Raw genomic sequence first — 13023 nt, 5'->3', positions numbered from 1 at the left:
GGGCGTTCCCGAAATTCTCTAAACCTCCTTAAGCGCCTCTTCGATCACCACGTCGCCGCTGATGATTTCGAAGGTCTTGCCGATCGTGCCCGGGTCGCCCAGCGCGACGGCCAGGGTTTCGGCGACGTCGGCGCGCGGGATCACCGCGTCCTCGCCCTCGAAACCCTGACCGGTGCGGATCTGGCCGGTCGGCGCGTCGTCGGTCAGCCCCCCGGGGCGCACGATTGTCCAGTCCAGCCCGCTCTGCTTGAGGTGCTCGTCCGCCTCGTGCTTGGCGTGAAGATACGGCTGGAGCTTTTCGGGACCCTCCTCGGGCCGGTCGGCCATGATCGAGCTGAGCATGACGAAGCGATCGGTCCCGGTCTGGCGGGCGTGATCGGCCAGGGCCTTCGCGCCGTCCCGGTCCACGTCTTCGAGCGCCTGGCCCTTGGAGCCGGCGGCGAAGATCACCGCGTCCGCGCCCGATAGGGCGGCGTCGAACTGCTCGGGCGTTGTGAGGTCGAGCATCACAGGCTCGGCGCCGTCGGCCTTCATTTCGGGAAATTGGTCCGCGTCACGGACGCCGGCGGTGACCTCGTGGCCGCGCGCGTGCAGCGCCCGGATCAGATGTTCGCCCACTGCGCCGTGCGCGCCTGCCAGTAGCACTTTCATAGCCGCTCTCCTCGGTCTCGGGGGATGATCTCAGAGGGGCGAACGGCGGGCGCGGGCGAGCGGTTCCGCCTCTTGAGCGGCGGGCTGGCGCCGGGAATATGGCGCAGGAACCGGCGCGCCGGGCCGCCGGTTATATGCGCGATTATTCATCTATTCAGTCAGTTGAGGAGCCGAAGATGAGCCGCATCGTCACCACCGCCGCCCTTGGCGGCATCGCCGCCCTGGTCCTGGCCGTGCCCGCCCTGACCGATCCCCCCGACCACGCGCCCGCACACGGCTATCGCGATAAGACCGGCGACTACCCCGCCGAGTACATGGAGCGCTTCGCCGGCCGGGATTTCCGCTATTTTGAAGCGGCGTGCGCGAACACCGAAGCCAGCGCGGCGGGCGTGATCCTCGGCGCGCTTCTGGGCGACACCGACACCGGCGCCCGGCTGGGCGCGGCGCTGTCTGATTGCGACCGGGCGCAGTTCAGCACCGCCTCCAGGATCGCGTTCGACAATGACGACGCAGCCTTCTGGCGCAACCCGGCCACCGGCTATCGCGGCGTGGTGCACGCCGGCGCGCCGATCCAGGGCTATGGCGATCAGTCCTGCCGGCGCGCGGACGCGGAATTCTTCTCCCCTGAGGGCGATTATGTCAGCGAGACCCTTACCCTGTGCCGCACCCCGGACGGGGGCTGGGAGCCGATCGACTAGGTGGAGACGACCCCGGCCCAGAGCGCGATCTGACCGGCGGCGGCCAGCGTGGACAGGATCACCCCGGCGATCGGTATGACGATCGGTATGTCAGGCGGCCCGTCCGGCTGGCCTTGCGTCTTCAGCCGCCAGAGCGCGGCGTTCACCGCCACGAAGACCACGAGGACCACCAGGCTGGTCGCGTTCGCAAGACCCGCGAGGGGGACCGCCAGGGTCAGGGCCAGCACCACCGCCAGCACAAGAAGCGTCGCCGGGACGGGGGTGCTGGTGCGCGGATTGACCCGGCCCAGCCAGCCCGGCGCGCCGCGCCCGTCGCGTCCCAGATCGAGCAGCAAACGCGCCGCCGTGACGATCTGGGTCAGCCCGCCGTTGACGATCACCAGAAGGCTCGCGACGCCGATTGGCAACGCGGGATAGCCTTCGATCTCCGCAGCCCGGACCACCGGCGCTTCGGCGGCTTTCCAGTCCACCGGCTCGCCGCCGATCAGCGCGGCGGAAATGAGCACGTAAAAGACGAAGACGGTGACGAGGGTGAGCACGATCGCCCAGGGCAGGGTTCTCGAGACGTCACGCGTCTCCTCTGCGGTCTGGGCCATGTCGCCGAAACCGATGAAGGAATAGAAGGCCAGGAACGCGCCCGCATAAAGGCCTGCGAGCATCGTGGCGTCGAGCTGGCCGAACGCTTCGGTCATCTCGGCGGGGGCGGACATCACCGCGTCGCGCCGCGCCCAGATCACCACGACGAGCGTGATCAGGCCGATCACCGTGGTCACCGTCATGAACCACGCGCTCTGCTTGATCCCGGCGATCGAGATCACGCCCAGAAGCAGCAGCAGGCCCGTGGCGGCCATCCAGAACGGAACGTCGATGAAGGCGCTGAGATAGCTTACGAACCCGGTGGTGATCGTCGCGCCCGACACGATGTTCGCGATCGCCAGCGCCCATCCGGTGAGATTGGCGAGCCAGCTGACCCCGAACGCCTGCTCGACATAATCGATGGGCCCGCCCGCGGTCGGGATGCGCGCGCCGAGCTCGGCGAAGGACAGGGCGGTGGTCAGCGCGACCAGCCCGGCGAAGATGTAAGCGAGCGGGGAAAGCGCTCCGGCTTCGGCGACGACCTCGCCGACGACCACGAAAATCCCTGCGCCCAGCACCGTGCCGACCCCGTAGAAGGTCAGCCCGCTGAGCCCGAGCGAGCGCTTCAGCCCGCTTTCGCTTTCAGAGGCATGTTCCTGATCGGCCATCGCCTGACAACGGCGGCGGAGCGCAGCCGTTCCAGCGCGCAGGTCTCGGTCCGGCGCCGCGCCCGCGCCGCGTCCCGTGTCAGTCGCCGAACGCCTCGAACGCGCGGTCCACCGGCCAGTCGGGGGTGGCCGGCCGCCAGGCGAGGGCTGCGACTTTCCAGACCTCGCCGTCGCGAGCGAGCGTGATGGTGTTCACCCCGGTGGCGACGGTCTCGCCGGTGTCCGCGCGCACCGCGTCATAGGCGCTGATCACGACGGCCAGCCCGCCATAAGTGACCGTTTCGCCGCGGGTTTCGGTCTCGGTGAAGCCGATCTGCGACAGCGCCTCGCCGTTGCGGTCGATGTAATCCTCCACGCTCCAGACCACGAGCCGTTCGCCGCCTTCGGGCGTGGGCGCGAGGATCGTCATCTGCGCGCCGTCCAGGAACATCGCGCGGAAGCGGTCCCAGTCGCGGGCCTCGCCGACCGGGCCGGAGATGACGTCGTAGAGCGCGTGCACCGCCGCCTCAGGCGTCTCCTGTGCGGCGGCGGGCTGAATGAGGGCGGCGGAGGCGACTGCGGCGAGCGCGAGGGTTCTGATCATGAGGCGGTCTCCATCTTTGTGAGCCAGATGAGAGCGCCGATCGGTCCGCCTGTCGAATGAAGCTGCGTTAATACCGCTCGATCGCGGCCTCGATCAGAGCGAAGGCTTCCTCGCTCGCCCATTCCGCCTCGCCGTCGAGCCGGCCGATCTCTCCGCCGTGCGGATCATACAGAACGGTGAGCGGCAGGCCGCGGGCGCCCGCGGCCATTGCGGCGCGGAAGGACTGGTCGTGATAGAGCCCCAGCGAGGTCAGCCCGTGCTCGCGATAGAAGGCGCGCGCGTCCTCGATGGAGCGGTCCATCGACACCGCGACCACCTCGAACTCGTCTGAGCCGTACCGCGCCTGCAGCTCGTTGAGATAGGGCATCTCCACCACGCAGGGCGCGCACCAGGTGGCCCAGAAATTGACCAGCACCACCTTGCCGCGCTTGTCGGCGAGGGTGATCTCATCGCCCTCGCCGGTCAGAAGCGCGGTCAGCGGCTGGTCGGGCGGGTCGGACACGGTGCGGAAACCGCTCATCGCGCCGACGGCGAAACTGTCCATCGGACCTTTTTCAGAGCTGACGAGCGCGGAAAATACGACATAAATCACCGCAGCCCCGCCGATCAGCGCCGCGGCGATCAGACCGTTCTTCAAGCTCAAAGCTTTCATGCCCGCTCCCGTCTTCGTACTGTCCGGCGCGCGCTTCGCTCCGCCGAGAAAAAGGATCCGATCATGACCGAGGACACCGGCCCCAGCGGCATGTGGGGCGGCCGTTTCAAGGCCGGCCCGTCCGCCGTGATGCAGGCGATCAACGCCTCGGTCGACGTCGACAAGCGGCTTTACGAGCACGACGTCGCCGGCTCGCTCGCCCATGCGGCGATGTTGGCCGCCTGCGGGGTGATTTCAAGCGAAGACGAGGCGGCGATCCGCCGCGGGCTCGAGGCCGTGCGCGAGGACATACGCGCAGGCCGCTTCGTCTGGAAGCCCGAGCTTGAAGACGTGCACATGAATATCGAGGCTGCGCTGAAGGACAAGATCGGCGCGCCGGCGGGCCGTCTGCATACGGCGCGATCCAGAAACGACCAGGTCGCCACGGACTTCCGGCTGTGGCTGCGCGAGGCGCTGGAGGCCGCGAGCGAAGGCCTTGCCGCGTATCAGGCCGCGCTGGTGAAACAGGCCGAAGCCCACGCCGACACGGTCATGCCCGGCTTCACCCATCTACAGACCGCCCAGCCGATCAGCCTGGGCCATCACCTTCTGTGCTGGGTCGAAGCCGCCGAGCGTGACCGCGGGCGGCTGGAAGACTGCCGCAAGCGCCTCAACGAAAGCCCGCTCGGCGCGGCGGCGCTGGCCGGCACGGCCTTTCCCATCGACCGCGAGGCGACTGCGAAGGCGCTGGGCTTTGACCGGCCGATGGCGAACTCGCTCGACGCGGTCAGCTCCCGGGATTTCGCCCTGGAAGCGCTCAGCGCGGCGGCGATCACGGCGGTGAACCTCTCGCGTTTCGCCGAGGAGATCGTCTTGTGGACCTCGCGCCGGTTCGGCTTTGCAAGGCTCACAGACGCGTTCTCCACCGGCAGCTCGATCATGCCGCAAAAGCGCAATCCCGACGCCGCAGAGCTCGTCCGCGCCAAGCCGGGCCGCATCGCGGGCGCGCTTCAGGGGCTGATCCTGGTCTGCAAGGGCCTGCCGCTCGCCTATTCCAAGGACCTTCAGGAAGACAAGGCGCTGGTCTTCACCGCGTTCGACGATCTGGCGCTCGCGATCTCGGCGATGACGGGCATGGCCGCCGACCTCAGCTTCGACACCGGCGTCATGCAGGCCGCCGCCGGTGAAGCCTATTCGGACGCGACCGATCTCGCCGACTGGTGCGTCCGCGAGCTCGACATGCCCTTCCGTGACGCCCATCACGTCGCCGGCTCGGCGGTGAAGGCGGCGGAAGCGGCCGGCGTGCCGCTGGCCGAACTGCCGCTCAGCGAGTATCAGAAGATCGAGCCGCGCATCGGCGAAGGCGTCTACGCGGTGCTGTCCGCCCGCGCCTCGATGTCCAGCCGGACGAGCTATGGCGGGACCGCGCCGGTCCGGGTGCGCGAACAGGTCGAACGCTGGAAAACCCGGCTGGGCCTTTGAAGGGAGACGACGCGATGAGAGCCTACGCCGCAGCCTTTCTCGGCGCCGCCGCAGCCCTGGTCCTGTCGGGATGCGGGATCCGCGGCGATCTCGAACGCCCGCCCCCGCTCTGGGGCGAGGACATGCGCACCGAAGCCGAGCGCGAGCACGAGGGCGACATCGCGCCGCCCGACGGTCCGATCGACACCACCGATCCCGAACCCCAGGACGTGCCCGGCGAGATCACCGATCCGGCCGAGCCTCTCTAAGGTCCGGCGGCTGCGCGCAGCCCCGTGCCAAGCCCGGCTACGAACGCTATCTTGCCCGTCATGATGCGGCGGACCCCGATCCTTCTGGCCCGGGCCGCGCTCCTGTGGGAGCGCGCCGCGCCGCTATTGATCGGTCCCGCCCTCGCCATCGGGCTCTATGCGGCGCTGGCGCTGTACGGCGTGTTCGAGGTCGCAGGCGATCCCTGGCGCGCGATCGCGCTGTTTCTCGCGCTCGCCGCGTCGGCCGCCGCGATCCGGCTCGCCTGGCCGGGTTTTTCCCTTCCGACCGAAGCGGACGCAGAGCGCCGGGTCGAGCGCGACTCAGGTCTCAGGAACCGTCCCTACGAAGCCCTCCGCGACGCGCCCGTCGCCGGCGAGGCCGGGCTCTGGGCGGCGCACCGCGCGCGCATGGCCGAGCGCCTCGCCGGGGCCCGCGCACGCCGGCCTGAAGCGGCCTGGGCGCGGCTCGACCGGTACGGCGTGCGCGTCTCGCTGATCGTGATCGTGATCGCGGGCGCCGGGCTGGCGGGCGATCTCGCCTGGCCGCGCCTGAAGGACTCCTTCGCGCCGCGCATCCTCGCGGGCGGCGGGCTCGATGCGAGCGTTGAGTTCTGGGTGGAGCCGCCCGCCTACACCGGCCGCCCCGTGCTCTATCTCAGAGACCGGCGCACCGCAGAGATCCCTGAAGGCTCGATCTTGTCCGCCCGTATCACGGGGCTCAGACGCGATCCCACCGTCTCCGGCGCGCCCTACGAGGTCGAGGCGCTGTCTGAAGACGTGCGCCAGGTCGCGATCCGGCCGGAGGCCGACGGCCCGGTGACACTGCGCGCCGGCGCGCTGCGCGACCGGATCGCGCTGACCATCATCGAGGACACGCCCCCTGACGTGCGCCTCGCCGCCGAGCCCGAAGGCGACGCGCAAGGCCGTCTGATCCTGGAGTTCGCCGCCGAGGACGATTACGGGATCGAGACCTTCGTGCTCGAATACGCCGCAGAGCCTCAGGACGGCGGCCAGCCTCAGTCCTTCGAAACGCTCGCGCTCGCACCCGGCGCGGTCAGCCCGCCCGGCGAGGACGGGCTCAGAACCGCGACGATCGATCTGGCGCGTTCCGAACTCGCCGGCGAGCGCGCGGTGATCCGCATGGCCGCCCTTGACGGCGCGGGCCAGCGCGGGGTGTCCGGCCCGCTCGCCCTCACCCTGCCCCAGCGCGTCTTCCTCGACCCGCTCGCGCGCGCGGTCGCCTATGAGCGCAAGCGCTTCATCGGCGCGGACGCCGACTACGCCCCGATGCCCGAGGGCGTCTCGAACGCGGTGGCGGGCGGCTTCATGGGCGAGGAGCCCGAGCGCCGGATCGAGCGCGCGCCCGCCGAAGCCCGCAGGCTCGCGGCCGCGCTAGACGCGGTGTCCGACGCGCCGGCGTCCTATTTCGACGATCCGATCGTCTGGATGGGGCTGCGCACGGCCATGCGCGAGGTGCGCCGGGCGCGCGAGATGGACGATCTCGACCATCTCGACGAGGACCTCTGGCAGATCGCGCTGCGCGCCGAACTCGGCAGCCTCGCCGACGCCGAGGAAGCCCTGCGCGCGGCCGAACGCGCCCTGTTGGACGCCATGGCCCGCGGCGCTGACGCGATGGAGCTGTCCGCCCTGTTCGACGCCTATGAGCAGGCGGTCTCGCGCTACATGCAGGCGCTCGCCCGCGAGGCGCTGGAGGAAGGCCGCTTCGCAGAAGGCGGAGGCGGCGGCGGGTCGATGAGCGCGGACCGGCTTCAGGCCCTGCTGGACGCTTTGCGCGAAGCCGCGGAACTGGGCGACACCGAAGGCTCCCGCCAGGCGCTGGCCCAGCTACAAGAGCTTCTGGAAAATCTCCAGATGACGCTCGGCGGCGGCGGCGAGGGTGAAGGCGGCCCCGAAGGTCCGATCGAGCGGGCCTTGCGCGAAGCGCTCGAAGAACTCGGCGACCAGATCGGCGAACAGCGCTCGATCATGGAGGACACGTTCGAGCAGGCCCGCGAAGGCGAAGGCTCGCAAGGTCAGGGATCGCCCGGCCAGGGCTCTCAGGGTCAAGGCTCTCAGGGTCAGGGCGCCCAGGGCGCGCCCGCGCCCGGCCAGCCCGGCGCCGGCGGCATGACCGGCGCAGAGCCGGGCTCAGGCGGCGAGCCGGGCGGTTTCGGCGAAGACCGCGCAGGCCAGGGCGGCGGCGGAGAGGAAGGGGGCGAAACCGGCCTCGGGCTCGCCGAGCGTCAGGCCGCGATCGAAGAGGGTCTGGGCGGGCTCGAAGACGCCATGGGCGAAGCGGCCAGCCCCGAAGCGCGCGCGGCCATCGACGCGGCGCGTCAGGCCATGCAGGCCGCGCGTCAGGCGCTTGATGGCGGCGACTTAGAGGGCGCTCTGGAAGACCAGGACCGGGCCGTGGCCGCCCTGCGCGAAGCCGCGCGCGCCTCAGCCGAGCGGCTGGAACAGGCGCGCGGCGGCCGTGGCGGGGACGGACAGACCGATCCGCTGGGCCGGGCGAGCGGCGCAGGCCCGAACGGCGAAGGCACGGAAACCGGCGTGCCCGGCGAAGCCGAGCGCCAGCGCGCCCGCGAGATCCTCGAAGAACTCCGCCGCCGCGCCGCCGAACGCGGCCGGCCGCAGGACGAGCTCGACTATATCGACCGGCTGCTGGAGCGGTTCTAGCCGTCGAGCACCACCTCGACCCGCACCCCGCCTTCGGGCGGCGCGGGGAAGGTCGTGCGGAAGCGTTCCGAGGCCCCGGAGACCAGATAAGGGCTTTCCAGCGCGACGGGCCATTCGGCGAGCACGGCGCCGCCGGCGTCGAGAATCTGCGCCTTGAGCGGCGACAGGCGGCGATCGCGTCCGATCGTGTTGCGCACCACGCCTTCGACCACGAGGACGGGGCCTTCGCCGGTCTCGGTGAGCTGGGCGTCGAGGTTTTCGACCGCGAGGCCGACCGGGTCGACGTCCAGCCCGACCGCAGCATAAGCGCCGGCCGCGCGCGGCCAGGCCTGCACGACGTCGACACGGAAGAGGAAGGCCGCGCCCAGCACGACGGCGAGGCAGGCCGCGACTCCGGCCCAGCCCGCGCCCTCGACAGCAAGGCGGGTCTTGCGCGCGCGGTCGGCCGCACGGGCGCGAATCGCGGCGTGCGGCTTGGATTTGAACTCGGGTTCGGGCGCGGGTTCGGGCTGCGGCTCAGGCCGGGGTTCGGGTTTCGGCGCAGGGGCTTCGGCGGGCTCGCTGAGGGTCAGCGCCTCGTCCTCGACCGTCCAGACATGCGCGCACGCCGCACAGCGCACGCGGCCGCCGCGCGCTTCGAGCGCGCTTTGCTCGACGCGATATTTGGCCTCGCAGCTGGGACAGGTCACGATCATGGACGCGCGCCTCGTTCTTCCGGCATAGTCGGCTGAAACCCCGACGGTTCAGCGGTTCTCCGCAAAGGTCACCATGTCCCCTCAGACCCGCGACGCAAAGCCCGGCGACACCGAACCCGCCGTCCGGTTCGACGCGGTCGGCATGCGCTATGGCCGCGGCCCCGAGGTGCTGAGCGACCTAACCTTTCAGTTACCAAGCGGAAGTTTCCATTTCCTCACCGGGCCGAGCGGCGCGGGCAAGTCCTCGCTGCTGCGGCTGATCTATCTCGCCGAGCGCCCCTCGCGGGGGCTGATCAGCCTGTTCGGACGCGACAGCGCGCTGCTGCCGCGCGAATCGCTGCCCGAGGTGCGGCGGCGAATCGGGGTGGTGTTTCAGGACTTCCGCCTGCTCGATCACCTGACCGTGTTCGAGAACGTCGCCCTGCCCCTGCGCGTGGCCGGCCAGTCCGCGTCGAGCTACGCCGACGACGTCGTCGATCTGCTCGCCTGGGTGGGCCTGGGCGAAAAGGTCGACCACTACCCGCCGACCCTGTCGGGCGGCGAGCAGCAGCGCGCCGCGATCGCGCGCGCGGTGATCTCCAAGCCTGATCTGCTGATTGCAGACGAGCCCACGGGAAACGTCGACCCGGCCATGGCGCGCCGCCTGCTCAGACTGTTCGTCGAGCTCAACCGGCTGGGCACGACGGTCCTTGTGGCGAGCCACGACATCGCGCTGGTGCGCTCGCTCGACGCGCCCGTGCTCGAACTCGCCGACGGGCGGCTGATTTCCGGAGGCGCGCGCGCGGCATGACCGAGCAAGACGCCAAACCTGTGAAAAAGCGCAAGGACGCGCCGCTGCTGCCGCCCGACGCCGGGCGCGACCGGCCGCTGTTCGCGGTTGCGGCGATCCTGGTGTTTCTGGCGTGCCTGGCGGCGCTGGGCGCAGCCGGCGCCTGGCGCGCGGCGGAAGGCTGGACCGCCCAGCTCACCGGCGAGCTGACCGTTCAGATCCTGCCCGGAGACGGACGGGACGCGGACGCCGATGCGCGCGAAGCGGCGAGCCGGATCGCGAACCTGCCCGGCGTCATCGCCGCCCAGGCGCGTGACCGCTCGGAATCAGAAGCCCTGCTCGAACCCTGGCTCGGACGCGGCGGTCTGCCCGACGACCTGCCCGTGCCGCGGCTCGTCGCCGTCACCGTCGATCCTGAAGACCGGCCTGCGCCCGGCGCGATCGAGACGCTGCTGGACGACTCGGACTATGAGTTCGTCGTCGACGACCATCGCCGATGGGAGGACTCGGTGCAGCGCGCCGCCGCCGCGGTGCGCTATTTCGCGCTCGCTCTGGTCGCGCTTCTGACCGCTGCGGCGGCGGCCGTGGTGGCGTTCGCGGCCCGCGCATCGCTGGCTGCGCGATGGGACGTCGCCGAAGCCTTGCATCTCGTGGGCGCTCCGGATCGTTACGTCACCGGGCTGTTTCAGACCCGCTTCTTCCTTCTGGGATTGAAGGCGGGGATGACCGGCGCGGTGTTCGCCGCCCTCGCCGCGCTCGCGCTGGCCTATGCCGGCGGGGCGGCCGGGTCGGTGTTTTTCCTGCCGAGCCTGGAGCTGGGCTGGAGCGCGTTCGCGATCCCGCCCGCGGCAGCCCTGATCGCGGGGCTGATCTCGGCCGCCGCGGCGCGCAGCGCGGTCGGTGCGGAACTGAAGGCGCGCTGGACATGAGCGTGATCGCATCGATCCGGGAGGGTTCGTCATGAACCGCCTCGCCGCCGTCATCAGGGGCCTCGCCTTCGTGGTCCTGTTCACCTTCGCGCTGGGCTTCGCCCTGTTCCTGCGCGAGGCGCGCACCATGACGCCTGACGAAACCGCCCGCGCGGACGCGATCGTCGTCCTGACCGGCGGGGAGGAACGGGTCGTCACCGGCGTGCGGCTCCTGAAGAACGGCAAGGGAAGGCGGCTTCTGATCTCCGGGGTCAATCCCGGCGTGCCGCCCGCCGACATCGCCGCGGCTGCGGGCGCCTCGGCGGAGCTGTTCAATTGCTGCATCGACACCGGGGCGGAAGCGCTGGACACGATCGGCAACGCCCAGGAGACCGCGCGCTGGGCGGCGCTGAACGCCTATGACAGCCTGATCGTGGTGACCAACGATTACCACATGCCGCGCGCTTTGCTTGAACTGCAGGCCGCCATGCCCGATACCCGGCTTCTGGCCTATGCGGTGCCCACGGAAGGTCCCTTTTCAGAGACCGCCGAGGCGCGCCGCTGGCTTCAGGAATACGCCAAGTACGCGGCGGTCTTCGTCCGGGTGCGCGCGGCGGGTCTGCGCGACGCACTGGACTGATCCGCCGCCCCAGGGGTCGGGACATCAGCGCGTGAACACGCTTCGATCGGCAATCTTCGTGGTCTTCACCTACGGCCTTATGGTCGTGCTGGGCATACTGTTCAGCCCGGCGCTCCTGGGCCCGCGCAGCTGGGTGAAGGCCTGTTTCCGCTTTTATCTCGACCTCGTTTTCGGGGCGCTGAAGCTTCTGTGCGGCGTCGATTACGAGGTGCGCGGCGCCGAGCACATGCCCAAAGGCGGCGCGCTGGTCGCCTCCAAGCATCAGTCCATGTTCGAGACGCTGGCCTTCTGGCGCATTCTCGACGACCCCGCGATCATCCTCAAAAAAGAGCTCAGCTACCTGCCCTTCTTCGGCTGGTATGCGATGAAGCTGAAGAACATCGCGGTCGATCGCGGCGCGGGTTCGAAGGCGCTGAAGGACATGCTGAGGCAGGCCCGCGAGCGGGCGAGCGAAGGCCGGCAGGTGGTCATCTTCCCACAAGGCACGCGGCTCGTGCCGGGTGCGGCGGAGGTCTACAAGCCCGGCGTCATGGGGCTTTATTCGGCGATGAAGGTCCCCTGCGTTCCCGTCGCGCTGAATTCGGGGCTCTACTGGCCCGCCCACGGGATCACCCGCAAGCCGGGGCGGATCGTGGTCGAGTTCCTCCCCCCGATCGAGCCGGGGCTCGACAAGAAGCGCTTCATGGCCGAACTGGAAACCCGGATCGAGACCGCGTCCGACGCCCTTCTGGCCGAGGCCGCGCCGAACAAGGAGCGAGCGGCGTAATGGCAGGGCTGATGTCGAACTCCCGCATGCGGCTGATCGTGCCGTTCCTGATCCTTCTGATCGTCGTGCTGATCCACGCGATCTACTGGATCGTGGTGGCCGGCGGGCTCGACGACCGGGCCCGGCGCTGGATCGCCGCGCAGGAAGCGGCGGGATACGAGATCGAGCACGCGGGGCTCAGAGTGGGCGGCTACCCCTTCCGCTTTTCGCTGCGGGCCGCCGAGCCGCGCATCACCGCGCCGCAGGCCGAAGGCGGCTGGACGCTCGAGCTCGACCGGCTGGCGGTGTCGGCGCAGTTCTACGATCTCACGCACTGGATCGCGACGCTGGGCGGGGGGGCGCGTTTCGTCTCAGAGGTCGACGGCGAGACCGTCTCATACCTGATGACGGCGGATCTCGCGCGGCTGTCACTTTCCAGCGAGGAAGGCGCGACGACCCAGGTCGGCGCGACGATCGATAACCTGACGCTCGTCGCCGAAGCCGGACCGCCGCCGGCGGTTCAGGCCGCAGAGCGGGTCGTGCTGTCGGGCCGGATCGGCGAAGACGACCAGTTCGCCTTCCGCCTTCAGGCCGATCAGGCCGTGCTCGCCGAAGCCGCGGTCAGCCCCCAGGTCGAGCGCGCCTTCGGACGGACCGCTCAGGTTTTCCGCATGGACGGCGCGCTGACCGAGTGGAGCGTTCTGGCCGCCGGCGATCCCTTCGCCTGGACCGCGGACGGCGGAGCGGTGGTGATCAACGCCGCCCAGCTGGTCTTCGGGCCGGCAGATCTGAACGGCGCAGGCGAGATCACGCTCGACCCCGAGCTGCGCCCGGCCGGCCGATTGTCCCTGGTCGTCACCGATCCTGAAACGCTGATCACCGCGCTGGTGGAATCAGGGCTCGTGCATGACGAGCAGGGCGAGGCGTTGCGGCTCTTCGCCCTGATGGCGCCGCGCCGGGACACCGGCATCGCCCTGCCGTTCCGCCTGCAGGACGGCGGCCTGTTCCTCGGCCCCGCACGGATCGGCAGCGTCGGCGCGGTGGATTGAT

14 protein-coding genes are annotated in these 13023 nt (G+C 70.1%); 9 read left to right on the top strand and 5 right to left on the bottom strand.

Translation table 11 applies throughout. The features are described 5' to 3' along the window. Nucleotides 1-18: 18 nt before the first annotated feature. Nucleotides 19-651 carry an SDR family oxidoreductase gene (locus ABL308_07830; GenBank protein ID XBQ14873.1) on the bottom strand — a complete coding sequence of 211 codons (633 nt, stop codon included), beginning with the start codon at nt 649-651 and terminating at the stop codon, nt 19-21. Between the two features lie 176 nt (nt 652-827). Between ABL308_07830 and ABL308_07825 the strand changes: the two genes are divergently transcribed. Continuing rightward, nucleotides 828-1349 (top strand): hypothetical protein, encoded by a 522-nt coding sequence (locus ABL308_07825; GenBank protein XBQ14872.1) that lies wholly within the window; start codon nt 828-830, stop codon nt 1347-1349. Here ABL308_07825 and ABL308_07820 read toward each other — a convergent pair. The 3 genes from ABL308_07820 to ABL308_07810 form a co-directional block, all read right to left on the bottom strand. Then, nucleotides 1346-2593, bottom strand: coding sequence for an amino acid permease (locus ABL308_07820; protein XBQ14871.1), 1248 nt, complete (start codon nt 2591-2593; stop codon nt 1346-1348). The two genes, ABL308_07825 and ABL308_07820, sit on opposite strands and share 4 nt — an antisense overlap. 79 nt (nt 2594-2672) lie before the next feature. Then, a complete protein-coding gene (locus ABL308_07815; GenBank protein XBQ14870.1) occupies nt 2673-3176 on the bottom strand; it encodes a hypothetical protein in 504 nt (167 codons plus the stop codon). Between the two features lie 67 nt (nt 3177-3243). Then, on the bottom strand, nt 3244-3828 hold the full coding sequence (locus ABL308_07810) for a TlpA disulfide reductase family protein (GenBank protein ID XBQ14869.1): 585 nt from the start codon (nt 3826-3828) through the stop codon (nt 3244-3246). A 63-nt stretch (nt 3829-3891) separates the two neighbouring features. Here ABL308_07810 and argH point away from each other — a divergent pair, with 63 nt between their 5' ends. Genes argH through ABL308_07795 form a run of 3 tightly spaced genes read left to right on the top strand, consistent with a single transcriptional unit; the run spans nt 3892 to nt 8216 of the window. Beyond that, nucleotides 3892-5289, top strand: coding sequence for an argininosuccinate lyase (argH, locus tag ABL308_07805; GenBank protein XBQ14868.1), 1398 nt, complete (start codon nt 3892-3894; stop codon nt 5287-5289). 14 nt (nt 5290-5303) lie between these two features. Next, the gene (locus ABL308_07800; protein ID XBQ14867.1) at nt 5304-5537 is read left to right on the top strand and encodes a lipoprotein; all 234 of its coding nucleotides are present in this window, start codon (nt 5304-5306) and stop codon (nt 5535-5537) included. A gap of 60 nt (nt 5538-5597) precedes the next feature. After that, the gene (locus ABL308_07795; protein ID XBQ17726.1) at nt 5598-8216 is read left to right on the top strand and encodes a DUF4175 family protein; all 2619 of its coding nucleotides are present in this window, start codon (nt 5598-5600) and stop codon (nt 8214-8216) included. On the opposite strand, the gene ABL308_07790 is transcribed toward ABL308_07795, so the two are convergent. Then, entirely contained in the window at nt 8213-8911 is a 699-nt protein-coding gene (locus ABL308_07790; GenBank protein XBQ14866.1) for a DUF3426 domain-containing protein, read from the bottom strand. The genes ABL308_07795 and ABL308_07790 overlap by 4 nt on opposite strands. A gap of 73 nt (nt 8912-8984) precedes the next feature. On the opposite strand from ABL308_07790, the gene ftsE reads away from it, so the two are divergent. Genes ftsE through ABL308_07765 form a run of 5 tightly spaced genes read left to right on the top strand, consistent with a single transcriptional unit; the run spans nt 8985 to nt 13022 of the window. Then, on the top strand, nt 8985-9701 hold the full coding sequence (gene ftsE / locus ABL308_07785; GenBank protein ID XBQ14865.1) for a cell division ATP-binding protein FtsE: 717 nt from the start codon (nt 8985-8987) through the stop codon (nt 9699-9701). After that, a complete protein-coding gene (locus ABL308_07780; protein XBQ14864.1) occupies nt 9698-10609 on the top strand; it encodes a hypothetical protein in 912 nt (303 codons plus the stop codon). Before ftsE ends, ABL308_07780 begins: the two co-directional genes overlap by 4 nt. 31 nt (nt 10610-10640) lie before the next feature. Then, complete coding sequence (locus ABL308_07775) at nt 10641-11228, top strand: YdcF family protein (protein ID XBQ14863.1); 588 nt, start codon at nt 10641-10643, stop codon at nt 11226-11228. Nucleotides 11229-11259: 31 nt separating this feature from the next. Then, nucleotides 11260-11994 carry a lysophospholipid acyltransferase family protein gene (locus ABL308_07770; protein XBQ14862.1) on the top strand — a complete coding sequence of 245 codons (735 nt, stop codon included), beginning with the start codon at nt 11260-11262 and terminating at the stop codon, nt 11992-11994. Next, nucleotides 11994-13022, top strand: a complete 1029-nt coding sequence (locus ABL308_07765) for a DUF2125 domain-containing protein (protein ID XBQ14861.1) — start codon at nt 11994-11996, stop codon at nt 13020-13022. Before ABL308_07770 ends, ABL308_07765 begins: the two co-directional genes overlap by 1 nt. The last annotated feature ends 1 nt before the right edge of the window (nt 13023 follow it).

The sequence above is a fragment of the Oceanicaulis sp. genome (assembly GCA_040112665.1).
Classification (GTDB): Bacteria; Pseudomonadota; Alphaproteobacteria; order Caulobacterales; family Maricaulaceae; genus Oceanicaulis.
The sequence above is the reverse complement of the archived record's forward strand: the minus strand, read 5'-3'. Positions and strand labels throughout refer to the sequence as shown.

What these genes read in the sequence shown, in the direction of transcription:
- ABL308_07820 (XBQ14871.1), bottom strand. Translation starts at nt 2,593, where the DNA reads ATGGCCGATCAGGAACATGCCTCTGAAAGCGAAAGCGGGCTGAAGCGC.
- argH (XBQ14868.1), top strand. Translation starts at nt 3,892, where the DNA reads ATGACCGAGGACACCGGCCCCAGCGGCATGTGGGGCGGCCGTTTCAAG.
- ftsE (XBQ14865.1), top strand. Translation starts at nt 8,985, where the DNA reads ATGTCCCCTCAGACCCGCGACGCAAAGCCCGGCGACACCGAACCCGCC.
- ABL308_07775 (XBQ14863.1), top strand. Translation starts at nt 10,641, where the DNA reads ATGAACCGCCTCGCCGCCGTCATCAGGGGCCTCGCCTTCGTGGTCCTG.
- ABL308_07795 (XBQ17726.1), top strand. Translation starts at nt 5,598, where the DNA reads ATGATGCGGCGGACCCCGATCCTTCTGGCCCGGGCCGCGCTCCTGTGG.
- ABL308_07810 (XBQ14869.1), bottom strand. Translation starts at nt 3,828, where the DNA reads ATGAAAGCTTTGAGCTTGAAGAACGGTCTGATCGCCGCGGCGCTGATC.
- ABL308_07780 (XBQ14864.1), top strand. Translation starts at nt 9,698, where the DNA reads ATGACCGAGCAAGACGCCAAACCTGTGAAAAAGCGCAAGGACGCGCCG.
- ABL308_07790 (XBQ14866.1), bottom strand. Translation starts at nt 8,911, where the DNA reads ATGATCGTGACCTGTCCCAGCTGCGAGGCCAAATATCGCGTCGAGCAA.
- ABL308_07800 (XBQ14867.1), top strand. Translation starts at nt 5,304, where the DNA reads ATGAGAGCCTACGCCGCAGCCTTTCTCGGCGCCGCCGCAGCCCTGGTC.
- ABL308_07830 (XBQ14873.1), bottom strand. Translation starts at nt 651, where the DNA reads ATGAAAGTGCTACTGGCAGGCGCGCACGGCGCAGTGGGCGAACATCTG.
- ABL308_07825 (XBQ14872.1), top strand. Translation starts at nt 828, where the DNA reads ATGAGCCGCATCGTCACCACCGCCGCCCTTGGCGGCATCGCCGCCCTG.
- ABL308_07765 (XBQ14861.1), top strand. Translation starts at nt 11,994, where the DNA reads ATGGCAGGGCTGATGTCGAACTCCCGCATGCGGCTGATCGTGCCGTTC.
- ABL308_07815 (XBQ14870.1), bottom strand. Translation starts at nt 3,176, where the DNA reads ATGATCAGAACCCTCGCGCTCGCCGCAGTCGCCTCCGCCGCCCTCATT.